The organism is Pseudomonas sp. RSB 5.4 (genome assembly GCF_037126175.1).
In the GTDB taxonomy this organism is placed as follows: Bacteria; Pseudomonadota; Gammaproteobacteria; order Pseudomonadales; family Pseudomonadaceae; genus Aquipseudomonas; species Aquipseudomonas fluorescens_H.
This window is the reverse complement of sequence record NZ_CP146986.1, coordinates 5,661,319-5,687,077: the sequence shown is the minus strand read 5'-3', so window position 1 is coordinate 5,687,077 and position 25,759 is coordinate 5,661,319. Positions and strand designations below refer to the sequence as shown.

Below are 25,759 nucleotides of genomic sequence, written 5' to 3'. Positions count from 1 at the left end.
ATCACGCAATTCCTGTGGCGAGGGAGCTTGCTCCCGCTTGAGTGCGCAGCGCTCACAAGATCTTTGGGGCAGCTGCGCAGCCCAGCGGGAGCAAGCTCCCTCGCCACAGGTTTGCGCATGCCGTCGGGATTGTGTTCACCGCAGCAGGGCCGGGGTTTTCGGGGCTGCTGTTTGCTCCGCAGTGGGCACGTCATTGCCAGCCCCGAGGCCACCACCCAACGCCGTCACCAACTCCGCATGCGCACTCAACCGCGCCGCCTGCACCTGCTGCTGCACTTGCTGTTGCTTGAACAGCAAGGTCTGCGCATTGAGCACGTTGAGGTAATCGGTGAGGCCACGCTGATAGGCGATCATCGCGATGTCGTAAGTCTTCTGCGCAGTGGCCACCGACTCGGCGGCGAAGGCTTGCTGTTTGTCCATCGACTCGCGGCGGATCAACTGGTCGGAGATGTTCTTCAGTGCATTGATCAGGGTCTGGTTGTAATGCGCCACGGCGATGTCATACCCGGCGGACGCTTCGCCCAACTCGCTGCGCAAACGCCCACCGTCGAAGATCGGCAGCGAGATCGCCGGGCCGACGTTGTAGTTGAGCTTCTTGCCAGTCAAAAACTCTAGCGCCCCGCCACCGGTCGCCATGTAGCCGAGGCTGCCGACCAGATCGACGTTGGGATAGAAACCGGCGTGCGCGACATCGATCCCGCGTGCCTGCGCCGCCACTTGCCAGCGACTGGCAACCACGTCCGGGCGCTGACCGAGCAACTCGGCAGGCAATGCCGACGGCAGTTTCAATGCTGCCCCCAGCGCCAGCGTCGGCCGCTGCAACTGCGCACCCGCGCCTGGGCCTTTACCGGCCAGTGCGGCGATCTGGTTGCGGCTGAGGGCGATTGCTTCGTCCAGCGCATCGAGTTGCCGATGGGTTTCCGGCAGCGGCGTTTCGGCCTGACTGACTTCAAAGTGCGTGCCGATTCCGCCGTTCAGGCGCTTCTGCGCCAGCTCGAGAATCTGCTGTTGCTGCTTGAGCGTCGCGGCGACGATGTCGCGCTGGGCGTAATGCAGCGACAGTTCGATGTAGGCGCGCACGAGGTTGTTCTGCAATTCCAGCTGCGCCAGCCGCGCTTCGGCGGCGCTCATGTGCGCCAGATCCACCGCGCGTTCGCTGGCATTGCTTTCCCGCCCCCAGAGGTCGAGGGCGTAGCTGAAGCCCAGCGCGGCATTGTTGTCCCAGGTGGTGGTGTTGGCCAGCTCGCCCGGGCCGTAGAACTGGTCGGTCGGCCAGTTGTGGCGCTTGAGCGTTGACTCACCATTGATCTGCAACGACTCGGCGGCCTCGGCGACACCGGCCAGCGCCTTGGCCTGCCGCACCCGAGCAGCGGCCATGGCCATGGTCGGACTGCCCTGCACGGCGAGGTCGATCCAGCGATTGAGTTGCGGGTCGCCGTAGGCTTGCCACCATTGTGCGGTGGGCCAGTTGGCGTCTTTGGCGGCGTGGGCGATGGCGTCGTCAGTGGCCAGAGCGTCGGCTTCCAATGCCTTGCTATGCGGGGCAATTCCTTGCGTTGAGATGCAGCCGCTGAGACCCAGGGTAAAAGCCAGAACACTGAGCGGCAAAAGCGCTCTGTTGATGCGACGCGGCACAGCTGCGAATTCCTGAAAAAGGGGAAGAACCGAGGCCCTGTGGGAGCGGGCTTGCTCGCGAAAGCGCTCTGTCAGAAGACGCCGCGTTGAAGATGAAATCGCTTTCGCGAGCAAGCCCGTTCCCACAACGGCGCAATTCTAGGTGGGCGCCTTGGTGGCGATAAGCTGGGATTCCTGTGAATCTTTGTTACCGTTAACGAGATAATCCCTTGGTCGGGGGTCTCAGCCCCTGAAACTTCGTGTCACAATTTGCCATCTCCCTTGAGAGCACCCCATGGACACATTGCAAAACATGCGCGCCTTCAGTTGTGTGGCCGAAGCCGGCAGCTTCACCGCCGCCGCCGTGCAACTCGACACCACCACGGCCAACGTCTCGCGCGCGGTCTCCAACCTGGAAGCCCACCTGCAAACCCGCCTGCTCAATCGCACGACCCGGCGCATCGCCCTGACCGAGGCCGGCAAGCGCTACCTGCTGCGCTGCGAGCAGATCCTGGCCTATGTCGAAGAAGCCGAAGCCGAGGCCAGCGAAGCCCACGCCCGCCCCGCCGGCCAGCTGAAAGTGCACACCATGACCGGCATCGGCCAGCACTTCGTGATCGACGCCATCGCCCGCTACCGCAAGACCCACCCGGACGTGACCTTCGACCTGACCATGGCCAACCGCGTGCCGGACCTGCTCGACGAAGGCTACGACGTGTCCATCGTGCTGGCCCGCGAACTGCCGGACTCGGGCTTCGTTTCGCAACGCCTGGGCATCACCTACAGCATCGTCTGCGCCTCTCCGGCCTACGTGAAAGCCAACGGCTGCGCGCAAAAACCCAGCGACCTGCTGAACCACGCCTGCCTGCGTCTGGTGAGCCCGGTGATCCCCCTGGAAAAATGGGCCTTCGACGGCCCCGAAGGCCAGGAAATGGTCACCATCAACAGCTCGCCCTTCCTGGTGAACTCCGCCGACGCGATGAAAACCGCAATCATCAGCGGCATGGGCGTCGGCGTCCTGCCGGTCTACGCCGCCATCGAAGGCCTGCGCAACGGCACCCTGGTGCGCGTCATGCCCAACTACCGCTCGCAGGAACTCAACCTGTATGCGATCTACCCTTCACGGCAATACCTGGATGCGAAGATCAAGACGTGGGTCGAGTATTTGCGCGGGTCGCTGCCGGAGATATTGGCGGCGCATCAGGCGGAACTGGCGGCTTATGAATTGAGTGGCAGCCTGGCGGGTGCTCGGGTGGCGACCTGAAATTGGCGTCCATCAGACGGCGACGACGTTGTGTACGTTTACGACAGCTCGCGTCGATTGCCCCCTCGCCAGTGGAGTCGCAGGCCTCGGCAAGTCAGGACCAGCGACATTGCTGCTGACGTCGATCCGCCACAGCAGACTACGATTCTGGCGATTCAGCAAATCATCACGCTGGCTGAACTGGCGGTGAATCGGGTGCTGGATAATGTGGAAATCACCCAATCTGCGGCACACAGCTGAGCCATAGTGGGAGCGGGCTTGCTCGCGAAAGCGTCAGCACATCAAACACTTGCGGTGACTGACGCACCGCTTTCGCGAGCAAGCCCGCTCCCACAGGGAGATTGGGGGGAATGAGTTAGAGACTGGTCGGCTGTCAGGCCGCCATCGCTGGCAAGCCAGCTCGCACAGAAAAGCAAAGCAGTCCAGACAGACCGCATGCTTTTCACCACTCAAATGGCCGAGTGTCAGCTCGCCGAAAGCTCTTGATCTTGCCGTGCCGGCCCCATCGGCAGGCTGAGTGGAGGGGTTTATCCGGGGGTAGGCGCGCAGCGCCATGCGGCGAAGCCGCATACATCGAGAGGAGGTGCAGCGAAGCAAACCGGAGGCGATGCCCCCGGATGAACCCCGCAACGAAGGAACCCGAGCCTAAGCGAGGGCCGTACGCCGGGGCCCAGCGTTTTGGTTACTTTTTGGCGTCTGAAAAAGTGACTCGCCGTAAGGGCGAAACCGCCAGCCGCGACACCCGAAGCAACGGATAAACACCCCAAACCCCAAGAGCATGGTCGGCCCAAAGGCCGCCAAGACAACCCAAAACAGAAATGTTAGCGTGCTTGGCAATCAAGACAGCCGAGCCCAAGCCCGATGAAAAAAACAGTCCTGGCCTTCAGCCGCATCACCCCGCCCATGATCGAACGCCTCCAGCAAGAGTTCGACGTCATCGTCCCCAACCCCAAGAACGGCGACATCAACGCCCAGTTCAACGAAGCCCTCCCCCACGCCCACGGCCTGATCGGCGTCGGCCGCAAACTCGGCAAGGCCCAACTCGAAACCGCGACAAAACTGGAAGTGGTCTCAAGCGTGTCGGTCGGCTACGACAACTACGACCTCGCCTACTTCAATGAACGCGGAATCATGCTCACCAACACCCCGGACGTGCTCACCGAAAGCACCGCCGACCTCGCCTTCGCCCTGATCATGAGCAGCGCCCGCCGCGTCGCCGAACTCGATGCCTGGACCAAGGCCGGACAGTGGCAGGCCAGTGTCAGCGCCCCGCTGTTCGGCTGCGACGTGCACGGCAAGACCCTGGGCATCGTCGGCATGGGCAACATCGGCGCCGCCGTCGCCCGCCGCGGACGCCTGGGCTTCAACATGCCGATCCTCTACAGCGGCAACAGTCGCAAGACTGAGTTGGAACAGCAACTCGGCGCACAGTTTCGCAGCCTCGACCAACTGCTGGCCGAAGCCGACTTCGTCTGCCTGGTAGTACCGCTCAGCGACAAGACCCGTCACCTGATCAGCCACCGCGAACTGGCGCTGATGAAACCGGGTGCGATCCTGGTCAACATCTCCCGTGGCCCGGTGGTCGACGAGCCGGCATTGATCGAAGCCCTGCAAAACAACCGCATCCGCGGCGCCGGTCTGGACGTCTACGAGAAAGAACCGCTGGCCGAGTCGCCGCTGTTTCAGCTGAAAAACGCAGTGACATTGCCGCACATCGGCTCCGCTACGAATGAAACCCGCGAAGCCATGGCCAATCGCGCAATGGCCAATTTGCGCAGCGCTTTGCTCGGCGAGCGTCCACAGGATCTGGTGAACCCACAGGTCTGGCGCGGTTAAAAAACATCGGGCAAGTATCAAAAGATACTTGCCCGACAAGTTTTTCCCCGCACATGTTTTGAAATTCAACCCTGCACCGAAATAAAAACACCCGCTATAAACTCTCCTGACTTGTCGACTTCTCGATAAACATCATGGAGAACACTCACTTGAACACTCTGACCACGGATAAAATCATCCGCTTCAGCAAAGTCATACTGATGAGCTATATCAGTTTTTTTGGCTTGCTGGTGATGTACAGCAACTTCACTGACTATGCTTCAAACTATGAGTATGTCGGGCATGTTCTGAGCATGGACACCACCCAACACAACCTCAGCATCCGCTATCGTGCGATCACTTCCCCCATGCTTCACCACCGGATCTACTGGCTCATTATCACGCTGGAAGTGACCTACACCGCTTTTTGCCTGTTAGGCACTTATCATCTGTTGAAAAACATAAATGCTTCGAAAGAAAAATTTCACGAAGCAAAGCGGTTTTCAATCATCGGTTTATTGATCGCGCTGTTTATCTACTACTTGTGCCTGCAAGTAATCGGCGTTGAATGGTTTGACATGGATACTTCACAAACCTGGAACGCCAAGGACTGGGCCCGACACATTGTCGACGTCATATTTCCGCTGCTGATTTATATCGTCATAAGAGTCGAGCGCTGAAACAGCGCCCGACTCAATTCACCATCAGGCCAACTTTCCCTGAGCCGGCACCTGTATTGCACGAGGTCTGCGGAACACCAGAACGTTTCCGAGCATGACCAACACCAGTCCGACCAGCGCCGGCGCAGTCCATTGATACCCTTCGGCAAACGCCGAAACGTTCAACGCCACCACCGGGAACAGCACCGTGCAATAGGCTGCGCGCTCCGGGCCCATGCGCCCGACCAGCGTCAGGTAGGCGGTGAAGCCAATCACCGAACCCGGGATCACCAGATACAGTAACGCCCCGATGTAACGCGGCGACCAGTCCATGTCGAACGGAATCCCTTTGACCAGGCACCACACCGACAACATCGCCGCGCCGTAGGCCATGCCCCAGGCATTGGTGGTCAACGGTTTCAGACCGGCCTTCTGCTGCAGGCTCGAGAGCATGTTGCCCGCAGAGAAACACAGGGTGCCGCACAGCGCCAGACCAAGCCCGAGCAACGTTTCCGGGCTGGCGTGATGGCCAGCCAGTTCCGGCCAGAACAGCATCCCCAGACCGAACAGGCCGAGCGCGCCACCCATCAGCACGTTACGGGCGATGCGCTGACCGAAGAATACCCGTGCATTGAGTGCGTTCCACAAAGTGGCCGTGGAAAACACCACCGCGACCAGTCCGCTGGGAATCCACTGGCTGGCCGTCAGGAAACACATGAAGTTGACGCAAAACAGGCACAACCCCTGCGCCACGCAAATCAGATGCCCGCGCCGATTCATCGGTTGCAGTCGCCGACTGAGCAGCAGCAATACGAACAGCACCAACGCAGCGAGGCCAAAGCGATAGACGATCGACACCGGAATCGCCACCACACCGAGTTGCCATTTCAGGGCAATCCAGGTGGTGCCCCAGATCAGCACGGTCAGCAGATACAGCGAAAGGTTCATGACGAGACTCCTGAGGACACGGGACACTTCGTGGCGAGCGAGCTTGCTCGCGCTGGGCTGCGAAGCGGCCCCGTTCATGAGTGCTGCGCACTCAGCGGGAGCAAGCTCCCTCGCCACAGGTTTTACGTTTAACAGCGATTCAGGGTGCGGCAGCAAGGGTCGGGGCGCTTGCAGATTCTTGCGCTTTTGTCGCCCGACAGGCTGGCAGCGCGACGTCTACGGAGTAGGATGCAAGGCGTTGGAGAGAACCGAACATGGCCGCTATCGATACCCTGCAAGTCTTTCAAGCCCTCAACCGCTCGCCGAACGCACGCCTTGTGCACAGCGCCGAGCTCGGTGACGGCTTGTCTGCGGCCCTGTGGACCAACCACCACGACGCCCAGGAATACGAAGCGCCGAGCCATCACACCCTGTCCTGCTACATCGCCGGCGGCACCGGCACTTTTCGTCGCGGGCAACCGGGGCACAAGGGTGGGCCGGACAAGCTGTGCATCCTGCCGGCGGATCACGAATCCGGCTGGGTGATCAACGGTGATATCCGCCTCGCTCACCTGTATTTCAGCGCCGAACAATTTGCCCTCGGTTGCGTCACGCTGCTTGATCGCGAGCCGCGGGAGATGCAACTGCGCGAGCAGACCTTTCTGGAGGATCCGCAGCAGGCGCGACGTTTTCGCCAGTTACTGACGCTGAATTGGGAAGAGCCTGCCGAGCGCGTGCTGACCAGCAGCATTGCCCATGAATTGATCAGCCATACCTTGCTCAGCCAGGTCGGCGCCCGTCAGGGGGTGCGCCTCAAGGGTGGACTGGCGCCGCATCAGCGTCGGCAGTTGGTCGAGTTCATCGACAGTCAGTTGGCCGAGCCGATCAGCCTCGGACAACTGGCCGGATTGTGTGCGCTGTCGGAATACCACTTTGCCCGAATGTTTCGCGTGAGCTTTGGTTTGCCGCCGCATCAGTACGTGCTGGCGCGACGCTTGAGCCGGGCGCGGGAGTTGTTGCGCGGGACGGCGTTGCCGTTGGGGGAGATTGCGCTGGCGTGCGGGTTTGCCAGTGCCAGTCATTTCACCAACCGGTTTCGGCAGGTATTGGGTGGGACGCCGGGGGAATATCGACAGGCGTTTTTGCGCTAGAGGCGGGATTTTTATTGCCTGTTCGGGCCTCTTCGCGAGCAAGCCCGCTCCTACAAGGTCTGCGGCCGTTCAAGACGTTTGTGTCCGACCGGGGAACCTGTGGGAGCGGGCTTGCTCGCGAAGAACGATGACGCGGTTGCGGATCAGAATTCCAATGTGCTCGACAACGAAATCTGCCGCGAATCGCCCATCGACACAAAGAACCGGCTCGCCGCCGAGGTGTAGTAGGTGCGGTCGAACAGGTTCTTCACGTTGAGCTGAAACTTGACCTTCTGTCCTTCAAGTTTCGTGTCGTAAGTGGCGAACGCATCGGCCACGGTGTAGCTCGGCAGGTCGAAATCATTTACCGCGTTGCCCGCGCGCTCGCCGACATACCGCGCCCCGGCACCGACCCGCAGTTGATCGCCACCCATCACACTGCCGAAGTCATACACCGCCGACAACGAGCCGCTGTTCTTCGCCACGTTTTGCAGACGATTGCCTTTGTAGTCCGGGTCTTCGGTGACCTCGGCATCGGTGTAGGCATAGGCGCCGATCAGGCTCCAGCGGTCGGTCAGCTGGCCGGTCAGGTCCAGTTCCAGACCACGGGAACGCACCTCGCCCGCCGCGCTGTAAATAGTGGTCGGGCCTTCAGAATTGGCCACCAGCACGTTGCGTTTCTTGATGTCGAACAGCGCGATATTGCCGGTGATGCGTCCCGGCATATCCAGGCGCGCACCCAGCTCCCAAGACTTGGCTTCCTCCGGCGCGATGCTGCCGTCGAGCACGGTGCTGCTGCCGCTGAGCGGGGCAATGGTCGAGTTGGGTTTGAACGATTCGGTGTAGCTGCCGTAGAACGACAACTCGTCGGTGTAGCGATACACCAGACCGGCGCGCGGTACGAATTTCTGCCCGTTGCTGTCGGTGTTGGCCTTGAACGGCACGCCTTTGCCGGCGTACTGGTCGTACTCCTGGAAACGCCCGCCGGCGACCAGAATCCACTGGTCATTGAGGTGGATCGAGTCCTGCAGGAACACCGAATCGCTGCGCAGCAGATCGGTCTGCGCACTGTCCGCCGGGCTGACGGTGGTGCCTTCGACTTCGCGACCGTAGACCGGGTTGACGTAGCTGAAGGTGCTCAGGCTTTTCTGGCGGATCAGGTCGGCGCGGTAGATCTTGCGGTACTCGTCGTCGACGCCGAACACCAGGTCATGTTGCATGCCCAGCACGTTGACCTTGCCTTCAAGGCTGGCGGTGGTGAAACGGTCGGTGCTGATCGCGCCTTGGGTGCCGTCCATGCTGCGGGTCAGCGTGCCTTTTTTGGTGTCGATGGCGGTCACGCGCACCTGGCTGGCGTCGTAGGTTTCGCGGTTCCAGCTGTAGCCGAAGTGGGCTTTCCAGTCGTCGTTGAGTTCGTGGTCGGCCTCGAAGTGGTACAGGTCGGAACGACCTTCCATGTCGTTGAACGGCTCGTCCAGACGCTCGTTGCGCGAGATCTCCAGCGGATGGTTGGTGCGCGGATCGATCAGCGTGCCACGGTCGAACGGCGTGAGAAACTCGCGGTGTTCGTAGGAGAACAGCAGCTTGGTACGCTCGCCATACCAGGCCAGCGATGGCGCGATCAACGTTTCGCGATGGGTGCCGAAGTTGCGCCAGTAATCTTCGTCTTCGTGATCCAGCACCATGCGATAAGCGAGGCCGGAATCGCCCAGCGCACCGGTACTGTCGAAGCTGCCGCCGCTGCCATTCTTGCCGTCGCCGTAGGTCGAGCCGCGCAGGGTCAAAGCGTTGTATTGGATCAGTTCCGGCTTCTTGCTGACCAGATTGACCACGCCGCCCGGGTCCTGAATCCCGTACAGCAGTGAGGCCGGGCCCTTGAGCACTTCGACACGATCAACGGTCTCGTTCATCCCGCGCCCCTGCACGATCGGCATGCCGTCGCGCATGATCGAGCCGTTGCGGTTGTCGCCAAAGCCGCGAATCATCACCGAATCCTGAGTGCTGCCCAAGGTATTGGCCTGGGTAATGCCGCTGATATTGGCCAGCGCATCGTCGAGATTGCGCGGGGTCTGATCGCGAATGACCTGAGCCGGGATCACGTTGACGGTCTGCGGGATTTCCTGCAGCGAAGCCGAGGAGCGCATCACCGAACTGGTTTGCGGCGGCTGGTAGCTCATCGACTCGTCGCGCATCGAGGTGATGGTGGTGGCGCCGAGATTGAGGGCGCCCGCGGTGGGTTGCGGCTCGAGCGCGAAGGTGTGGCTGTCGGTGCGGCGAAAGGTCATGCCGGAGCCGCTGAGCAAGCGTTGCAGCGCCTGTTCGGCACTCATCTGGCCGCTGACCGCCGGGGCGTTGAGGCCGTACGGCGCTTCATCGGTGTAGACCACGCTTTGCCCGGTGATACGGCTGAAGTCGCTCAGGGCCTGGGGCAGCGGTTTGGCGCTCAGGGAAAAACTGAACTGCTTTTGCGCCGGGCTGCTGACGGGTTCAGCGGCGAGCGCCACGCTCATCGGCAACAGCGCCAATGCGCAAAAACTCAATGCCGAAACACCCAACCACTGTTTGACCGAACCCGATTTTGCCCTGGACTTCATTGCTCAATGACCTGTGTAGAACCGCAACGGATGCGAATGACTCGCAGTTTCAGTCACTACACGGATGGGCCTGTGGTTTACCTCACCACAATTTTGAAAATATTTTTCGGGAGCAGCGTCGGTAGTTCCGACGCCTTCGCGAGCAAGCCCGCTCCCACATCTGGAATACATTCCCCTGTGGGAGCGGGCTTGCTCGCGAAGAGGCCAGTAGACCTAGCGCAAAATAATCAGATGCCCCAACACTTGATGCTGCTCAAACCCCATCACCCCTTGCAGCGAACTCAACACAGCCTGCGGATCCCTGCTCGGAAAACTGCCGCTGACCTTGCGCGCCGCCAGCTCATCGTTGAGTACAACGATCCGCCCCGGGTAATAGCGCCGCAAATCCTGCACCACATCGGCCAGTGACGCCTTGTAATAATTCAGCCAGCCCTGACGCCAAGCCAGTTGCGCTTCGCTGTCCACCGCGTGCAGTTTTTCCGCAGTGCCCTGCCCGTAGGCCACTTGCTGGCCGGCCGTCAGAATCTGCTGCGGCGCGTCGCGATCCGCCGTCACGCCGACGCGTCCGGACAATACTGTGACTTGCGCGCCACCGGGTTGCAGACGCACTTCGAATTGCGTGCCGAGTACCCGCGCCTGACCTTTCTCGGCCTCGACCACGAACGGCTCGCCGGTATGCGTGACACTGAAAAACCCGGCACCGCGACGCAGTTGCACATGCCGCTCGCCCTGGCTGAAATCCACGGCGATGGCGCTGTCGGCATCCAGCGTGACTTGCGATTGATCGGCCAGCGTCACGGTGCGGATCTCGCCCGGCGCCGAAACGTAATCGGCGCCCAGATCATCGACCCAGCGCTGCGGCTGCCAGCCCGTGCCGAGACTGATCATCAGCATCAGACACGCGGCCATCGCCAGCGCGCCCGACCAGCGCACAAGCGCTGAGCGACGCGGGCGATCCATCGCATTGAGGTAACCCTGCAACGCAAACGCATCTTCATCGGCCAGGGTGCGCGCCGGACTTTCGCTTAGCTCCCACAGCACTTGCGCCTGCGCGTAGGCCTCGGCGTGGGCCGGGTCGGCGCGCAGCCACTGGCTGAAGGTCAGTTGATCGCCGCTGCTCGGGCGGTCATGCAGAAGACTCAGCCAAGCGAGTGCGGCCTGTTCCTGAGTCGGCGTCGGAGTGACGCGGTCGGTGTGATTCACGGTGCTTTCCCTGGCAAACGTGGCGCGGGTTCGCGCAGGCTGGCCTTGCAGGCCTCGAGGGCGCGCATCATATGTTTTTCCACGGCGCTTTGGGACAAGCCCATGGCCTTGGCGATGTCCGCGTACTTGCGACCGTGGATGCGATTGAGCAAAAAGATCTGCCGAGTGCGTTCGGGCAAGGCGCGCAACGCCGCTTCGACATGGCGCAGATCATTGCCTGCTTCGAGCGCAGCTTGCGGTTCACTGCCGTGGCTGTCCGGCGCGTCCGGTTGCCAGCCCTCATTGACCCGCACCCGCGTACCTTCGCTGCGCAAATGATCGATGGCGATGTTGCCGGCGCAACGCAAAAGATAGGTACTGAGCTCTTCGACCTGCACCAGTGGCCGACGCCAGAAACGCAGGAACAGATCCTGCACCAGATCTGCCGCCGTGGCCCGGCAGCCGACGCGCCGGTTCACCAGCGCTTCCATCTGCGAGCGCTGCGACAGGAACACCTGGAGAAAATGCGCACGCGCGCCGTGTGGCTCGTCGTCGCGGGATTCCGGAGGATGACCGATCAACATGTCAGCACTGCGCCCAGGCGGCGACCGGGCTTGCCAGCAGACTCAAAGCGGCCAGCACCAAGGCCAGTTTCGGTCGATACGGCATCAGCAGTACCAACGCCAGCGCACTGCACATCAGCACCGCGAACCAGTCGACCAGACCCAAGCCCCACCCGTTGGCAGCCACGGTGGCCCAGAGTGACAGGCCCAGCATGAGCCAACCGAAGAGTTTCAGACCCCGACCACGCCGGGCTGAAGGTTTGCGCCCCAGCAGTTCGTCGTGATGCCGTGGCATCGACAGGCACAACGCGGTGAATCCGGCATAGCACAGCAGCAACGCCAGCAGCATCAGTTCGTCCCCTGCTCGAGCGTGATTGGCCGCGCCCTTTCGCGGGGCGTTTTTTTCACTCGCACACTATGCCCGGCGCGCTGCATCTTCCAGGCGGCCCACGTCAAAAACAGACCGGCGCCGAGACAGGTCAGGTCGAAACCGGCCAGCGCCCAGTCACCTTGTGCCAGCGTGACGCCGAGGTGATGCGAAGTGGTCAACGCATTGAGCAACGGCACCGTGACGAACAGCAGCGCTGCCAGCACCAGTTGTTCGACCCAAGCCTTGCGCCCAGGCCTGAGCAGTGCGTGCACCACGCTCAAGCCCCAGGCGATGAAGAAGGCGTTCACCTCCCAATCGGCCCGCCCATCGAGACTCGACGGCAACAGACGATTGCTCCAGAAGAACACCGCAACCGCGTTGACCAATCCCGCCATGCTGGCAATGTTCAGCACTTCGACCAGCCGTAACTCGAACGGCATCACGCCACTTTTTGCGTGCTTGAGCTGACGCTTGCCGAGCCAGATCACCAGCCCGGTGCCGATCATCGCCGTAGCGGCCAGGCCGCAGAGGAAGTACAGCCAGCGCAGTACCGGACCGGCGAACCGGCCGATGTGCAAACCGTAAAAACTCCCGGCAATCGCCATCGGCAGCGGCTTGTCCGCTGTGGCGCCGAGCAACTGCCCGGTCACGCCATTGAAGGTCACATCGCTACCGTACTCGTAGGTGATCTTGTCGGAACTGGCACGGGAAAACTGCACAGAGGCATTGGCATCGCCGGGGTTAGTGACCGTCACCCGTGTCGCGTGGCCGCCGACCCAGTGCTCACTGGCGCGCGTCATTAGCGCAGCCATCGGCGGCAATGTCGCTGGCTGGCCGGCGCGCTCCGGCAGCGGCGTTTCAGGAAATACTTCATCGTAGAACGCACCGAGGTTGTTGCCGTAAGTCGCCAGAATGCTCGCCGGCATAACCATCGCCATGAAAATCACCAGGCTGCTGTAGGTGATCATCAGGTGGAACGGCAAAACCAGCACACCCACGGCGTTGTGGCCGTCGAGCCAAGTGCGCTGGCCCTTGCGTGGGCGGAAGGTGAAGAAATCCTTGAAGATTTTCTTGTGGGTGATGATGCCAGTGATCAACGCGATGAACATCACCATCGCCGCACTGGTCGCCAGCCAGCGGCCCCACGGATAGGGCATTTGCAGCTGGAAATGGAAACGGTAGAAGAATTCGCCGCCCATGCTTTCCCGGGGTTCTACTTCGGCTCCGGTTTGCGCGTCGAGCGTCTTTTCAGTGAACTTGCCGCGCTTGCCAGGGCTGGCCGGAGTGTCTTGCCAACTGACGGAAAGGCCGGGTTCGCGGGCGCTGGGCAGGCCGATCCGCCAGCGTGAAGCATTCGGCGCCCGTTGTTGCAGATAGTTTTGCGCCAGCGTCAGGCTCGCTTCGGCGTTGAGCGGGCGCAAAGGGATTTCCGGCTGCATCCAGTGCGTGGTTTCGTCCTTGAAATAGGCCAGTGTCCCGGTCAGGAAAATCGCAAACAGCAGCCAGCCGAACACCAGTCCCGTCCAGGTGTGCAGCCAGGCCATCGACTGGCGAAAGCCCTCTTTCATGCGAAGCCCAAGCCCCGTGCGGCCCCGGACACCGTCGCCAGAATCACGCTCGGCACCAGCAATCCGACCCACGCCGACCATGCCGTGCGACAAGCGAAACACCACAGCACCGCAACCAGATAGACCAGAAAGGAAATGGTCATGCCCGTCACTACAGCTTCGGCGCGGCTCAACGGCAACCACATCGTCAGAGCCACGCTGGCCAGCGCCGCGACCAGATAGCCGCCGAACACCGCCGCCAGCACCCGCGAGGTGACGGCCAGACGATAAGACATGGGAAGTGAGGCGAGTTTGCCTTTCATGTTTCGACCCTGAAACGAAAAAACGTCCGACCGACGAGGCCGGACCAACAGGCGAGCAATATTAATGATAAATATTCTCATACGCAAAAGCATCTGATTGCCGGACACCCTCGCCCGCCCCTACAATGCGAACAGTTCTTGTTCTCTAACGCATCGATCATGCGCCCGGAGTAATACCGTTGCCGTCCGCCCATCCCGTCGAATCGCTCTACCAAGACCACCACAGCTGGCTCACCGGCTGGTTGCGGCGCAAACTCGGCTGCCCGGACAGCGCAGCGGATCTGGCGCAAGACACGTTCATTCGCGTGCTCAGCGCCCGCGAACCCGCGGTGATCATCGAACCGCGCGCCTTTCTCACCACCCTCGCCAAACGCGTGCTGTTCAATCATTACCGTCGTCAGGATCTGGAACGCGCCTACCTCGACACCCTGGCGCAGATGCCGGAAATGCTCGCGCCATCGGAAGAAGACAAAGCGATCATCCTGCAAACCCTGATTGAGCTGGACCAATTGCTCGATGGTTTGCCGCGACCGGTCAAACGCGCGTTTTTGTTGGCGCAGGTCGATGGCCTGACCTATCCGCAGATTGCCGCCGAGCTGGGCATCTCGGTGGCCACCGTCAAACGTCACCTGCAAAAAGCCGCCCTGCGCTGCTACTTCGCCCTGTGAACCGCGTTCCGGATTTTTCTGCGCAAGTGGCCGAACAGGCCGTGCACTGGCTGATGGAAATGCAGCAAGGCACGCTCTCCCCGCGTCAGCAACAGGCCTGGCAACACTGGCTGGACGCCCACAGCGAACATCGTCGGGCGTGGGAGCACATGCAGCGGGTCAACCAGCGCTTGCGCGGTGTGGCTTCGCCATTGGCGCATGCCGCGTTGAACGGGCCGAAGTCTTCCAGTCGACGTCAGACCCTCAAGTTGCTGCTGCTTCTGGGTGCCGGTTCCGCCGTCACCTGGGGCATGCGTGAGCACAATCCGCTGCCGACGCTGCTCGCCGATTACCGCAGCCCGGTGGGGGAGCGCCGCAAAGTTACGCTGGGTGCGGGCAGTCATTTGCAGCTCAACACCGCGAGCGCAGCGGACGTGGACAGCACGCAACGGCTGATTCGTCTGCTGGAAGGCGAGATTCTGCTCAGCACCGTACAAGCGTTCGAAGTGCGCACGGCACAAGGGCTGTTGAAAACCGCTGCTGCCCGGCTCAACGTCCGGCAATTTGCCGATCGCACGCAGGTGGCGCTATTCGAAGGCCAGGTCGAATTGACCCGCCCCGGGCGCGAGCCGATGTGGTTGCCCGTTGCCCGTCAGCTGAGTTTCAGCGCCACCTCGGTCAGCGCAGCCCAGCCACTGGACGCCAACAGCGGCGCCTGGGCCGACGGCATGCTGATCGCCGCGCACATGCGCCTGGGCGACTTCCTTGAAGAGCTCGGCCGCTACCGTCGCGGCCAGTTGCATTGCGCTGCGAAAGTGGCCGACCTGCTGATCTCCGGGACTTATCCACTGGACGACAGCGAACGGATTCTTGATCTGCTGCAAATCAGTCTGCCGGTGACCGTGCGGCGCTTTACCCGCTATTGGGTCAGCGTCGAGGCGCGGGTTTAACAGAAAACTGTGGCGAGGGAGCTTGCTCCCTCGCTACAAAATCAGTCATTCAAAAAAATATTCGTAAACCGTGAGCCGTTTTTCAGATCTGGCGTGACAGAGAAGGAAAGCCCCCTTGATTCAACCTTCTCAGGATCAACCTTCATGCACCCCACTCGCCTCACGCCGCTGGCCCGCAGTCTGCGCAACCTCGTACTGGGCGCCAGCCTGAGCTTCAGCGCCCTGCCGGTCATGGCTGCCGAAACCAAGGTTTACCACATCGCCCCGTCGTCACTGGAAAACGCCCTCAACCAGTTTGGTCGTGAAGCCGGCGTGCTGATTTCCTTCGGCTCGCAGATCACCAGCGGCGTGCAAAGCCGTGGCCTCGAAGGCAGCTACAGCGCCGAACAAGGTCTCGATGCGCTGCTCGAAGGCACCGGCCTGCAAGCCCGCGCCGAGGGCAACAATGCCTTCAGCCTGCAACCGGTCGGCGACACAGCGCTGGAGCTGGACACCTCGAAAGTCGTCGGCGACTGGCTCGGCGATGCGGCGCAGGTCAACGTCTTCGAGCATCCGGGCGCCCGCGATGTGATCCGCCGCGAAGACTTCGAACGTCAGGGTGCGACCCAGGCCCGCGATGTGCTCAACCGCATCCCCGGGGTCAACGCTCCGGAAAACAACGGCACCGGCAGCCACGACATGGCGCTGAACTTCGGCATTCGCGGCCTCAATCCGCGCCTGGCCGCGCGCTCGACCGTACTGATGGACGGCATTCCCGTACCGTTCGCACCGTACGGTCAGCCGCAGTTATCGTTTGCGCCGATCAGCATGGGCAACATGGATGCCGTGGACGTGGTGCGTGGCGGCGGCGCCGTGCGTTACGGCCCGCAGAACGTCGGTGGCGTGGTCAACTTCGTGACCCGCGCCATTCCCGACGCGCCGACGGTCAAGGGTGGTTTCCAGACGGAAACCAGCCCGTCGTCGAGTCACGATGGCTTCAAGACCAGCGCCAACCTGCTGGCCGGCGGCACCAACGAAAATGGTCTGGGCGGCGCGCTGCTGTACTCCGGCACCCGTGGCGGCGACTGGCGTGAACACAGCGACAGCGAAATCGACGACCTGATCCTCAAGGGCAAATACCAACTCGACGAGGCCAACAGCTTCAACGCCATGGCCCAGTATTACGAAGGCAAGGCCGATATGCCCGGCGGCCTCAGCGTTGCCGATTACGACGCCGATCCGTATCAGTCGACACGCCTGAAAGATCAGTTCTGGGGCCGTCGGACGATGTTCAACTTCGGCTATCGCTATCAGGAAGATCGCCGCGAATTCACCGCCAACACTTTCTTCACCAAAACCCTGCGCAGCGGTTATCTGGATCAGGGCTCGTTCCTCTCGCTGTCGCCGCGCGAGTATTGGGTGCGCGGTTTCGAAACCCGTTTCGCCCAAGGCTTCGACCTCGGCCCGACCAGCCACGAAGTCGGCGTCGGCTACCGCTACATCAACGAGGCCGGCCACGAATTGCGCTATCGCACGCCGATCAGCAGCAACCAATACCCGACCACCGACAGCCGCAACGACCGCGATACCCGCGGCGGCACCGAAGCCAATGCGTTCTTCGTCGACGATCGCATCGACATCGGCAAATGGACCATCACCCCGGGCATGCGCTACGAGATGATCGAGTCGCAGCAGACCAACAACCTGACCGACGTCAAATACAAGGGCGACTACAACACCGCGCTGCCAGCGCTGAACGTGCTGTATCACCTGAGCGACAGCTGGAATCTGTACGCCAACACCGAAGGTTCATTCGGCAGCGTGCAGTACAGTCAGATGCCCAACCGCGTGAGCAGCGGCGAAGTGAAACCGGAGAAGGCGCGCACCTGGGAACTCGGCACCCGTTATGACAACGGCGCACTGCGCGCGGAGATCGGTGCGTTCCTGATCAACTTCGACAACCAGTACGAAAGCAACCAGACCAACGACTCGGTGATCGCCCGTGGCGAGACCCGTCATCAGGGCATCGAGACCAGCGTCAACTACGCGCTGGATGACTTGAGCCCGGCACTGGCCGGATTCGATGTGTACGCCACTTACGCTTATGTTGATGCGACCATCCGCGAAGACGGACCGAACAAGGGCAATCGCGTGCCGTTCTCCTCGAAACACAAAGGCACGATAGGCGTCGGTTACACCGAAGGGCCGTGGAAGCTCAACGTCGACAGCAGCTTCCAGAGCAACCAGTTCGCCGACAACGCCAACACCTCGAAAGAAAGCGCCGACGGCAGCACCGGCAAGATCCCCGGCTACATGCTGTTCAGCAGCCGCGCCGGTTACGACTTCGGCCCGCAGTTGTCGGATCTGAACGTGGCGGTGGGGGTGAAGAACATCTTCAACACCCAGTACTTCACCCGCTCGTTCGATGACAACAACAAGGGCAAGTACGTGGGTGAACCGCGTACGGTATATGTACAAACGTCTGTGGCTTTCTAAAAAAAGTGGCGAGGGAGCTTGCTCCCGCTCGGCTGCGAAGCAGACGTAAATCCTGCTAATGCGGTCTGGCTGTTGAACGCCTTTGCAGGTTTTGGGGCCGCTTCGCAGCCCAGCGGGAGCAAGCTCCCTCGCCACACTGTTCAGCAACACAAACAAAAACGGGCCTGCTTGCGCAGGCCCGTTCTCATTGGGTGGCTTGAAAAATCAGCGCATCAACTGTTGATCGCTGCCTGTTCGTTCTCCAGAAACTCTTCTTCCAGCAATGCGTCATTCGCCTTGCTGAATGGCACGATGGCGGCGCGGGGTTTGCCTCGCAGTTTGCCAAACAGGTGCTCCAGCGCGTGTTCCAGTTTTTCGGCTGCACCGTCGATCGCCTGTTCCAGCGAATCGGCCTTATGGGTGACGGAAATCGGTTGATGGCCTTTTGGCCGCGCTTCCAGTTGGCAGCGCAAGTCATGGGGACCTGGTTTGTCGCCGTTCTCGTCGCTCAGGTGGACTTCGACACGGGTCAGGTCTTCTTCATAACGGTCGAGCGTGCTCTCAATAGTTGTACGTACCCACTCCTCCAGTCGTTTACTGCTTTGAATATGGTTATCGCTGTTGACTTGGATTTGCATAGTTCATCCCTTATTTCAGCTAGCTCGCGAGAGGCCTCGAATTGAATTTCCTGACCTCTTGGTTACAACAATCGGCCCGACCGGCGAACATTTCAACCCCTGAAAAAAGATAAATATTCATTCGCAAAAAAAGCCGGACAACCGGGCAAGTCACTGGTAAGGTCGGGAGTTGGGTTGCCTCGCTACCCAGCAAGATTTGGTCACAATTGCCCGTCATTCAACGGGTGCAAGCTGCGGAAAATCCCCGCCTCCTCCACCAGCCAGTCATGCACCGCGCGCACGCCCGGATGGCTCAACGCCCCCGGCGCATACAGCAGCACGTAGCGTTTGTGGTTGGGCACCGACAGGCCGAACGGCACAATCAGCGTCCCACGCTCCAGCTCATCGTTGAGCAGCGTGCGCCGGGCAATTGCCACACCCATACCGGCGATCGCCGCTTCGATCGTCAAATGATTGCGATTGAACGTGTGCCCACGCCGCACGTCGGCGCCCTCGAAGCCAATCGCATTCAGATAGAACTCCCATTCCGCATATTCATAACTGCCGCGCCACGCGGTGATGTCGTGCAACAACGGAAAATGCACCAGGTCCACCGGCCCATGCAGCGGCGGACGTCCACGCAACAGGCTCGGCGCGCACACCGGGAAAATCTGTTCGTCGAGCAAGGCTGTGGATAACAGCCCCGGATAGCTGCCGTCATTCAGGTCAATCGCCAGATCAAAATCGCCCTCATGCAACGGCACGCTGCTGTCCTCGGCCACCAGGCGCAATTGGATGTCCGGATAGCGCTGTTGCAGACGCGGCAAACGCGGGGTCAGCCATTTGCTGAGGAACGATGGAATCGAACGCACCCGCAGAATCCCGCTGATCATCCCGGCATCCAGACGGCGCAATTCAGCATCGATGCTGCCATAGGCCTCGTTGACCGTGATGGCCAGTCGCTGGCCTTCCGCACTCAACTCGACACCCCGCGCTCGTCGATGGAAAAGGCGAAAACCCAGACGCTCTTCCAATTGGCGAATCTGCTGGCTGACCGCCCCCGGAGTGATGTGCAGCTCTTCCGCACAACGGGTGAACGACAGGTGCCGCGCGGCACAGGAAAACACCTGCAGCCAGACGTAGGTCTGGGCATGCAATTGACGACTCATCGTTTAGTCCTGCTAAAGGCTTTCTTAGGAAGTTTCGTTGGTCACGTAAGACCGAGATAGGCAGTATCGCCGACATTGCGCTTGTCCTACAAAAAATGGCAGCGATTCCTACTCCATTGCTTGTAAGGGTTTAGCATGGCTATCAGTGTTTTCGATCTATTCAAAGTCGGCATCGGTCCGTCCAGTTCCCACACCGTCGGCCCGATGCGCGCCGCCGCAACCTTCGCCCAGGCGCTGATCGACCAACGGTTGCTCAACGATGTGCGTCGCGTGGAAATCCGCTTGTACGGTTCGCTGTCGGCCACCGGTGTCGGCCACGCCACCGACCGCGCCACGGTCATGGGCCTGATGGGCGAATGGCCGGACAGCATCGATCCGGCGACCATCGACCCACGCATCCAGCAACTGCGCGAAACTGGTCTGCTGTCTCTGGCCGGTCACAGAGAAATTTCCTTCAACTGGCAGCGCGATCTCCTGCTGCTGGACGAAAGCCTGCCCTACCACCCCAACGCCATGTCGCTGACAGCCTTCGGCGAAAGCGCCGAGCTGTTCACGCAGACGTACTACTCGATTGGCGGCGGTTTCATCATCGAAGCCGCGGAAGCCGAGTCCGGTGTGGCACCGGCCGGCGACGTGGTGCTGCCGTACGATTTTTCCAGCGCGGCCGAACTGCTGAGCCTGTGCAAGCAGCACAACTTGCGCGTGTCGGAACTGATGATGGCCAACGAACGGGCCTGGCGCAGCGACGCTGAAATCCGTAACGGCCTGCTGCACATCTGGTCGGTGATGCGCGAGTGTGTCGAGCAAGGCCTGCGTCACGAAGGCATTCTGCCCGGTGGGCTGAACGTGCCGCGCCGCGCCGCGAAATTGCACCGCAGCCTGCTGGAAATCGGCAAGCCTAACGTGATCAGTTCGACGCTGTCGGCGATGGAGTGGGTCAACCTGTTCGCCCTCGCCGTCAACGAAGAGAACGCCGCCGGCGGACGCATGGTCACCGCGCCGACCAATGGCGCGGCCGGGATCATTCCGGCGGTGCTGCACTACTACATGAAATTCAATCCGGACGCGTCTGACGATGATGTGGTCGCTTTCTTCATGGGCGCCGCCGCCGTCGGCATTCTGTGTAAGAAAAATGCCTCGATCTCCGGCGCCGAAGTCGGCTGTCAGGGCGAAGTCGGTTCGGCCTGCGCCATGGCCGCAGCGGGCCTCGCTGAAGTGCTCGGCGCGACCCCGGAGCAACTGGAAAACGCCGCCGAAATCGGCCTGGAACACAATCTCGGCCTGACCTGCGACCCGGTCGGCGGCCTGGTGCAGGTGCCGTGCATCGAGCGCAACGCCATCGCCGCCGTGAAGGCGATCAACGCCACACAAATGGCCCTGCGCGGCGACGGCAAACACTTCATTTCTCTCGACCGGGTGATCCGCACCATGCGTGATACCGGCGCCGACATGCACGACAAATACAAAGAGACTTCACGGGGCGGCCTGGCCGTGAGCTGGGTGGAATGCTGACGCGCATTCCCTGAGCGCCCCGGCAGGCCGACACCCGCGGCCTGCCAACCGTGAGCCCGAGCAAAAATAATAACGAGGCAAAAACGATGACCGATGTACGTACACCTGCTGCCGAAAATCCCGCTGTAGATCGCACAAGCAAAACCGAAATTGCCCACAAGGGCTGGAGCAAATCCGACACCACCTGGATGCTCGGTCTGTACGGCACCGCCATCGGTGCCGGCACCTTGTTCCTGCCGATCAATGCCGGTGTCGGCGGTTTCTGGCCGTTGCTGATTCTGGCGCTACTGGCGTTCCCGATGACTTTCTTCGCCCACCGCGGCCTGACCCGCTTCGTGCTGTCCGGGCGTTCGGGCGACATCACCGAAGTCGTCGAAGAACACTTCGGCATCGGTGCCGGCAAGCTGATCACCCTGCTGTACTTCTTCGCGATCTTCCCGATTCTGCTGGTGTACAGCGTGGCGCTGACCAACACCCTGAGCAGTTTTCTCGAACACCAATTGCACATCACCCCGCCACCCCGGGCGATCCTGTCGCTGGCGCTGATCCTCGGCCTGATGGCCATCGTGCGTTGCGGGCAGAACGTGATCGTCAAAGCCATGAGCGTGCTGGTCTATCCGTTCGTCGCCGCGCTGCTGTTGCTCGGCCTCAGCCTGATCCCGAATTGGAACGGTGCGTTCTTCGCCAGTGCCAAGGAGGCGATGCCGCTGTCGACGTTCCTCAAGACGATGTGGCTCGCGATCCCGGTGATGGTGTTCTCGTTCAACCACTCGCCAATCATCTCTGCGTTCGCGGTTGACCAGAAGCAACGCTACGGCGCCGAGGCCGAACGCAAAAGCAGCGGTATCCTCGCCATGGCCCACGGGATGATGGTGGTGACGGTGATGTTCTTCTGCTTCAGCTGCGTGCTGGCGCTGTCGCCGGCGGATCTGGCAGCGGCGAAGGCGCAGAACATTTCGATCCTGTCGTACCTGGCCAACCACTTCCAGACCCCGGTCATCGCTTACGCCGCGCCGCTGATCGCGCTGGTGGCGATCACCAAATCCTTCCTCGGCCACTACATCGGCGCCAGCGAAGGCTTTCAGGGCATGATCGTCAAGAGCCTACGCGGTCGTGGCAAGGTGATGTCGGCGAGCTGGCTGAACCGTGCGACCGCGCTGTTCATGATCCTCAGTTGCTGGGCCGTTGCGACCTTCAACCCGAGCATTCTGGGCATGATCGAAACCCTCGGCGGACCGGTGATTGCCTGCCTGTTGTTCCTGATGCCGATGTACGCCATCCGCCGCGTGCCAGCCTTGCGCCAGTATTCGGGTCAGGCGTCCAACGTGTTCGTGGTGCTGATCGGCCTGATTGCACTGTCGGCGATCATCTATTCGGTTCTGCCCTGAAACGGGCCACAAATGACAAAGGCGAGCCGTATGCTCGCCTTTTTTGTGCCGTATCCATTGTCCAACAATTTTCCCGGCACAGCCCTTGCTATGACCTGTGCAGGAGCTGTGTAGGAGCTGTCGAGTGCAACGAGGCTGCGATCTTTTGATCTTCATGACCGAAGTCAAAACAGCGCAGATCAAAAGATCGCAGCCTTCGGCAGCTCCTACAAAACGCAACACCACAGGCCACGGAATGGCCGATGGTCCGGTATGGCGAACCAACCCGATCACGGCCGGTCAACAACTGCACGTTCAATCAGGCGGTGACGCATCATGGACAACCCTTTTCAGATCATTACCGATGCCTTCGCGCCGGACTATCAGATCAACCTGAGCATTCAGGGACTGGACGGCAGCATCATGCTGACCCTGTCCAACAACGGCCGGATCGTCGCCAAAAGGATGATCAGCGCCGAACAGCGCAACGATCCTGTAAGGCTCAAACGGCTGGTGCAAAGCATTCAGTTCGGCATCGCCATCGAACAGGGCCACAGCGCCATGGCGATCCTTGAAGCGATGACCAGCGGCGACGGGCTGCCCCCGCCACCGCAACAGAGCACCGGCCAGCCTCGGCCGTCGCTGGGACTTTAAAGCTCGCCCTTCTCGATCTCGGGGTGCTCACCGGAACCGGCGCCGAGCTTGCGTTGTGGTTTCTCGATCTTCACCGACGGAAATTGCGACGAGGCGTAACGCACCACCAGGATCGAGAACGCCAGCAGCAGAATGCCTCCGCACAGGTAGATGATGCCCATGTCCGGCGGGTTGTGGTGCGAGACGTTGGAGATCAGCAGGCGCGTCAACGCAGTGATCGCCACGTAGATCAGGAAGCGCACCGGCATGTGGTTGGTCTTGAAATAAATCCCGACCATCGCCCCCAGTTCCAGATAGATGAACAGCAACAGAATGTCATCGATCTTGATGTGACCTTCTTCGAGCATGCCGAGAAATTCCATCACCGCCGCCCACGCGGTCACCGCACCAATGGCAAACAGTGCCAGGTAGTGGAAGGTCTCGACGAACAGGTTGCCCAGGGACTCGGCCAGTTGATGCACGTTTTGCCGCAGTTTCTCGGCCCAGTTTATTTTCACGATGATGTTCCTTAGCCCGACTCGGGCGGATGATGCGTGTTGGACGTGACGGTTTTCTGCACGTCTTGAGTTACATGCAGAAAAGAGGCCACGCCATCATGGCGAGCCAGCACCAAACCCGCGCCGTGGCGTTTGGTCGCAGACCCGAGCAATTGTGGCAGCGAGCCTGCTCGCGAATGGCCGCACTGCGATCCCACTGACAAATCCCGAATCCGGTCTACATTGAAAAGCCACTACCCAAAGCGCAGGGATTCGCTTATCCTTTCGCTGTATATAAATACAGTAGTCGCTAAGACAACTAAATGTGAAGGCATGTGAGGTGGTGAATGGCCGTCGAAGTGGTATACCGCAGCAGCCGAGATCTGGAGCGCTTGTTCATGGATAAAGCCGAAGCTGACCGTCATGACAAAATGCTCGAACTGGCCGAGATGCTGTCCGAAGTGTTGCAAAAAGCCGTTCCGTCGCTGAACGAGCAGCAGGTTGAAGAAGTCGGAATCTACATGGCGAAGAACCGCGATGTATTTGCCAAGGCGTTCAAGAGCCAGCCTGATGCGCTGTCGGAGCTGATCAATGCATCGGCAGAAGTCGTCGAAAAAGCCGAAGTGGCCGAGCCGGAAGAGGCTCCAGTGAAGCCGGTTAAAGCGGCGAAAGCTGCCAAGTAACAACGTTTGAATCGAAAAGATCGCAGCCTGCGCCAGCTCCTGCATTGGAATACGTTTCCTGTAGGGGCTGGCGCAGGCTGCGATCTTTTGCTTTTCAGCGATACAAGACTTTCTCTGCCAATTCATCCGCTACCCGCGCCGGCGAACGCTTCTCGGCCTGCGCATGGGCGAATACTTCGGTCAGCCGCGAACTGATCTTCGACAGGTGCGCAGTAATCGTCCCCAACTCTTCGCCGCGATGCTTGAGCGAGACATAAATCAACCCGCCCGCGTTGATCACGTAATCCGGTGCATAGAGAATCCCGCGCCGCTCCAGTTGATCGGCCACGTCCAGATGCGTCAGTTGATTGTTGGCCGAGCCAGCCACCGCCGAGCAGCGAAGTTGCGTCACCGTATGGCTGTTGAGCACGCCACCGAGCCCGCACGGCGCAAGGATGTCGCAGGGGGTGCTGAGCAACGCGTCGTTGGCGATCGGATGCGCGTTGAGTTGCTCCATCGCCAGTTGCACCTTGCCGTGATCGATGTCGCTGACCAGCAATTCGGCCCCTGCCGCATGCAGCTGCTCGGCCAGTGCATAACCGACGTTGCCCAGACCTTGAATTGCCACGCGCAAACCTTCGAGGTTGTCGCTGCCCAGCCGCGCCATGGCGGTAGCGCGAATCCCGGTAAACACGCCCATCGCCGCATGCGGTGCCGGATCGCCGGCCGAGGTGGTGCTGGTGACATGCTGCGTCTGCTGGGCGATGCAATCCATGTCAGCCACCGAAGTGCCGCTGTCGATGGCGGTGATGTAGCGACCGTCGAGCTGATCGATGCAACGGCCAAACGCTTCGAACAGCGCGGCGCGGTTTTCCACATGCGCCGGGCGCACGATCACCGCCACTCCGCCGCCCTGATCGAGCCCGGCCAGTGCCGCCTTGTAGCTCATGCCCTGCGCCAGGCGAATGGCGTCCTCGACCGCGGATTCGTCGTTGGGATAGGCAAGATAACGGCATCCGCCCAGGGCAGGGCCGAGGCGACTGTTATGAATGGCAATGACCGCCTTCAACCCGGTGATCGGGTCAACGCTGAGGTGCAGCGATTCCAGGCGAGTGCTTTGCATGAGAGCGAACATCGGCAGGCTCCCGAATCACTTCTGGTAGACGCCAGTATAGGCTTGCGCCCAAAAATTGCTGAAGCGCACCGGAATAAGCGCCAGCGGCAACGGTGACTTTGCGGCATAACCTGACCGGTACTGGACGA

Annotated in this window: 22 protein-coding genes and 1 pseudogene; 11 read left to right on the top strand and 12 right to left on the bottom strand. The window is 60.9% G+C overall.

The genetic code is table 11. The features are described from left to right. Positions 1-135: 135 nt before the first annotated feature. Complete coding sequence (locus V9L13_RS25555; RefSeq protein ID WP_338800854.1) at positions 136-1,635, bottom strand: efflux transporter outer membrane subunit; 1,500 nt, start codon at positions 1,633-1,635, stop codon at positions 136-138. 274 nt (positions 1,636-1,909) lie between these two features. On the opposite strand from V9L13_RS25555, the gene V9L13_RS25550 reads away from it, so the two are divergent. The 3 genes from V9L13_RS25550 to V9L13_RS25540 all read left to right on the top strand — a co-directional run bounded on the left by V9L13_RS25550 (position 1,910) and on the right by V9L13_RS25540 (position 5,373). Then, the gene (locus V9L13_RS25550) at positions 1,910-2,878 is read left to right on the top strand and encodes a LysR family transcriptional regulator (RefSeq protein ID WP_045122300.1); all 969 of its coding nucleotides are present in this window, start codon (positions 1,910-1,912) and stop codon (positions 2,876-2,878) included. Between the two features lie 861 nt (positions 2,879-3,739). Further along, positions 3,740-4,714, top strand: coding sequence for a D-glycerate dehydrogenase (locus V9L13_RS25545; RefSeq protein ID WP_338800853.1), 975 nt, complete (start codon positions 3,740-3,742; stop codon positions 4,712-4,714). Positions 4,715-4,863: 149 nt separating this feature from the next. Further along, positions 4,864-5,373 (top strand): DUF2165 domain-containing protein, encoded by a 510-nt coding sequence (locus V9L13_RS25540; RefSeq protein ID WP_338800852.1) that lies wholly within the window; start codon positions 4,864-4,866, stop codon positions 5,371-5,373. Between the two features lie 24 nt (positions 5,374-5,397). Here the strand turns inward: V9L13_RS25540 and V9L13_RS25535 are convergent, their stop codons facing one another. After that, the gene (locus V9L13_RS25535) at positions 5,398-6,300 is read right to left on the bottom strand and encodes a DMT family transporter (RefSeq protein WP_338800851.1); all 903 of its coding nucleotides are present in this window, start codon (positions 6,298-6,300) and stop codon (positions 5,398-5,400) included. A 254-nt stretch (positions 6,301-6,554) separates the two neighbouring features. Between V9L13_RS25535 and V9L13_RS25530 the strand changes: the two genes are divergently transcribed. Then, a complete protein-coding gene (locus V9L13_RS25530) occupies positions 6,555-7,430 on the top strand; it encodes an AraC family transcriptional regulator (RefSeq protein WP_338800850.1) in 876 nt (291 codons plus the stop codon). Positions 7,431-7,573: 143 nt separating this feature from the next. Here the strand turns inward: V9L13_RS25530 and V9L13_RS25525 are convergent, their stop codons facing one another. From V9L13_RS25525 to V9L13_RS25500, 6 genes are all read right to left on the bottom strand, one after another. Beyond that, the gene (locus V9L13_RS25525; RefSeq protein ID WP_338800849.1) at positions 7,574-10,003 is read right to left on the bottom strand and encodes a TonB-dependent receptor; all 2,430 of its coding nucleotides are present in this window, start codon (positions 10,001-10,003) and stop codon (positions 7,574-7,576) included. A gap of 213 nt (positions 10,004-10,216) precedes the next feature. Beyond that, positions 10,217-11,206: a FecR family protein gene (locus V9L13_RS25520; protein WP_338800848.1), complete on the bottom strand. Its 990-nt coding sequence runs from the start codon at positions 11,204-11,206 to the stop codon at positions 10,217-10,219. Next, on the bottom strand, positions 11,203-11,769 hold the full coding sequence (locus V9L13_RS25515) for an RNA polymerase sigma factor (RefSeq protein WP_003221797.1): 567 nt from the start codon (positions 11,767-11,769) through the stop codon (positions 11,203-11,205). Before V9L13_RS25515 ends, V9L13_RS25520 begins: the two co-directional genes overlap by 4 nt. Before the next feature lies 1 nt (position 11,770). Further along, positions 11,771-12,097 (bottom strand): DUF3325 domain-containing protein, encoded by a 327-nt coding sequence (locus V9L13_RS25510; RefSeq protein WP_103485828.1) that lies wholly within the window; start codon positions 12,095-12,097, stop codon positions 11,771-11,773. Further along, the gene (locus tag V9L13_RS25505) at positions 12,097-13,686 is read right to left on the bottom strand and encodes a PepSY-associated TM helix domain-containing protein (RefSeq protein WP_338800847.1); all 1,590 of its coding nucleotides are present in this window, start codon (positions 13,684-13,686) and stop codon (positions 12,097-12,099) included. The genes V9L13_RS25510 and V9L13_RS25505 overlap by 1 nt, the downstream gene beginning before the upstream one ends. Beyond that, on the bottom strand, positions 13,683-13,988 hold the full coding sequence (locus V9L13_RS25500) for a DUF3649 domain-containing protein (RefSeq protein WP_095139564.1): 306 nt from the start codon (positions 13,986-13,988) through the stop codon (positions 13,683-13,685). The genes V9L13_RS25505 and V9L13_RS25500 overlap by 4 nt, the downstream gene beginning before the upstream one ends. Positions 13,989-14,167: 179 nt before the next feature. On the opposite strand from V9L13_RS25500, the gene V9L13_RS25495 reads away from it, so the two are divergent. The 3 genes from V9L13_RS25495 to fecA all read left to right on the top strand — a co-directional run bounded on the left by V9L13_RS25495 (position 14,168) and on the right by fecA (position 18,060). Beyond that, positions 14,168-14,656, top strand: coding sequence for a sigma-70 family RNA polymerase sigma factor (locus V9L13_RS25495; protein ID WP_103485826.1), 489 nt, complete (start codon positions 14,168-14,170; stop codon positions 14,654-14,656). After that, positions 14,653-15,585 (top strand): DUF4880 domain-containing protein, encoded by a 933-nt coding sequence (locus V9L13_RS25490; protein ID WP_338800846.1) that lies wholly within the window; start codon positions 14,653-14,655, stop codon positions 15,583-15,585. The genes V9L13_RS25495 and V9L13_RS25490 overlap by 4 nt, the downstream gene beginning before the upstream one ends. 144 nt (positions 15,586-15,729) lie before the next feature. After that, positions 15,730-18,060 (top strand): TonB-dependent Fe(3+) dicitrate receptor FecA, encoded by a 2,331-nt coding sequence (fecA, locus tag V9L13_RS25485; RefSeq protein ID WP_338800845.1) that lies wholly within the window; start codon positions 15,730-15,732, stop codon positions 18,058-18,060. A 212-nt stretch (positions 18,061-18,272) separates the two neighbouring features. Here the strand turns inward: fecA and V9L13_RS25480 are convergent, their stop codons facing one another. Both V9L13_RS25480 and V9L13_RS25475 read right to left on the bottom strand, forming a co-directional pair. After that, positions 18,273-18,677 carry an HPF/RaiA family ribosome-associated protein gene (locus tag V9L13_RS25480; RefSeq protein WP_007968091.1) on the bottom strand — a complete coding sequence of 135 codons (405 nt, stop codon included), beginning with the start codon at positions 18,675-18,677 and terminating at the stop codon, positions 18,273-18,275. Positions 18,678-18,877: 200 nt separating this feature from the next. Next, positions 18,878-19,825: a LysR substrate-binding domain-containing protein gene (locus V9L13_RS25475; protein WP_103369604.1), complete on the bottom strand. Its 948-nt coding sequence runs from the start codon at positions 19,823-19,825 to the stop codon at positions 18,878-18,880. A 135-nt stretch (positions 19,826-19,960) separates the two neighbouring features. On the opposite strand from V9L13_RS25475, the gene V9L13_RS25470 reads away from it, so the two are divergent. From V9L13_RS25470 to V9L13_RS25460, 3 genes are all read left to right on the top strand, one after another. Continuing rightward, positions 19,961-21,337, top strand: a complete 1,377-nt coding sequence (locus V9L13_RS25470; RefSeq protein ID WP_201135770.1) for an L-serine ammonia-lyase — start codon at positions 19,961-19,963, stop codon at positions 21,335-21,337. A gap of 86 nt (positions 21,338-21,423) precedes the next feature. Beyond that, positions 21,424-22,725 carry an HAAAP family serine/threonine permease gene (locus tag V9L13_RS25465; protein ID WP_338800844.1) on the top strand — a complete coding sequence of 434 codons (1,302 nt, stop codon included), beginning with the start codon at positions 21,424-21,426 and terminating at the stop codon, positions 22,723-22,725. 315 nt (positions 22,726-23,040) lie between these two features. After that, positions 23,041-23,358, top strand: coding sequence for a DUF3509 domain-containing protein (locus V9L13_RS25460; protein ID WP_003221777.1), 318 nt, complete (start codon positions 23,041-23,043; stop codon positions 23,356-23,358). On the opposite strand, the gene V9L13_RS25455 is transcribed toward V9L13_RS25460, so the two are convergent. Continuing rightward, complete coding sequence (locus V9L13_RS25455) at positions 23,355-23,855, bottom strand: phosphate-starvation-inducible PsiE family protein (RefSeq protein ID WP_003221775.1); 501 nt, start codon at positions 23,853-23,855, stop codon at positions 23,355-23,357. The two genes, V9L13_RS25460 and V9L13_RS25455, sit on opposite strands and share 4 nt — an antisense overlap. A 326-nt stretch (positions 23,856-24,181) precedes the next feature. Here V9L13_RS25455 and V9L13_RS25450 point away from each other — a divergent pair. Next, positions 24,182-24,439 (top strand): annotated as a pseudogene (locus V9L13_RS25450) (YebG family protein); the annotation flags it as partial. A gap of 172 nt (positions 24,440-24,611) precedes the next feature. Here the strand turns inward: V9L13_RS25450 and V9L13_RS25445 are convergent. Then, positions 24,612-25,631, bottom strand: coding sequence for a Glu/Leu/Phe/Val dehydrogenase dimerization domain-containing protein (locus V9L13_RS25445; RefSeq protein ID WP_003221772.1), 1,020 nt, complete (start codon positions 25,629-25,631; stop codon positions 24,612-24,614). Positions 25,632-25,759: the final 128 nt, after the last annotated feature.

Coding starts and splice junctions, on each gene's coding strand:
- V9L13_RS25550 (WP_045122300.1), top strand. CDS start 1,910: ATGGACACATTGCAAAACATGCGCGCCTTCAGTTGTGTGGCCGAAGCC.
- V9L13_RS25545 (WP_338800853.1), top strand. CDS start 3,740: ATGAAAAAAACAGTCCTGGCCTTCAGCCGCATCACCCCGCCCATGATC.
- V9L13_RS25535 (WP_338800851.1), bottom strand. CDS start 6,300: ATGAACCTTTCGCTGTATCTGCTGACCGTGCTGATCTGGGGCACCACC.
- V9L13_RS25530 (WP_338800850.1), top strand. CDS start 6,555: ATGGCCGCTATCGATACCCTGCAAGTCTTTCAAGCCCTCAACCGCTCG.
- V9L13_RS25525 (WP_338800849.1), bottom strand. CDS start 10,003: ATGAAGTCCAGGGCAAAATCGGGTTCGGTCAAACAGTGGTTGGGTGTT.
- V9L13_RS25515 (WP_003221797.1), bottom strand. CDS start 11,769: ATGTTGATCGGTCATCCTCCGGAATCCCGCGACGACGAGCCACACGGC.
- V9L13_RS25510 (WP_103485828.1), bottom strand. CDS start 12,097: ATGCTGCTGGCGTTGCTGCTGTGCTATGCCGGATTCACCGCGTTGTGC.
- V9L13_RS25505 (WP_338800847.1), bottom strand. CDS start 13,686: ATGAAAGAGGGCTTTCGCCAGTCGATGGCCTGGCTGCACACCTGGACG.
- V9L13_RS25500 (WP_095139564.1), bottom strand. CDS start 13,988: ATGAAAGGCAAACTCGCCTCACTTCCCATGTCTTATCGTCTGGCCGTC.
- fecA (WP_338800845.1), top strand. CDS start 15,730: ATGCACCCCACTCGCCTCACGCCGCTGGCCCGCAGTCTGCGCAACCTC.
- V9L13_RS25480 (WP_007968091.1), bottom strand. CDS start 18,677: ATGCAAATCCAAGTCAACAGCGATAACCATATTCAAAGCAGTAAACGA.
- V9L13_RS25475 (WP_103369604.1), bottom strand. CDS start 19,825: ATGAGTCGTCAATTGCATGCCCAGACCTACGTCTGGCTGCAGGTGTTT.
- V9L13_RS25470 (WP_201135770.1), top strand. CDS start 19,961: ATGGCTATCAGTGTTTTCGATCTATTCAAAGTCGGCATCGGTCCGTCC.
- V9L13_RS25465 (WP_338800844.1), top strand. CDS start 21,424: ATGACCGATGTACGTACACCTGCTGCCGAAAATCCCGCTGTAGATCGC.
- V9L13_RS25460 (WP_003221777.1), top strand. CDS start 23,041: ATGGACAACCCTTTTCAGATCATTACCGATGCCTTCGCGCCGGACTAT.
- V9L13_RS25445 (WP_003221772.1), bottom strand. CDS start 25,631: ATGTTCGCTCTCATGCAAAGCACTCGCCTGGAATCGCTGCACCTCAGC.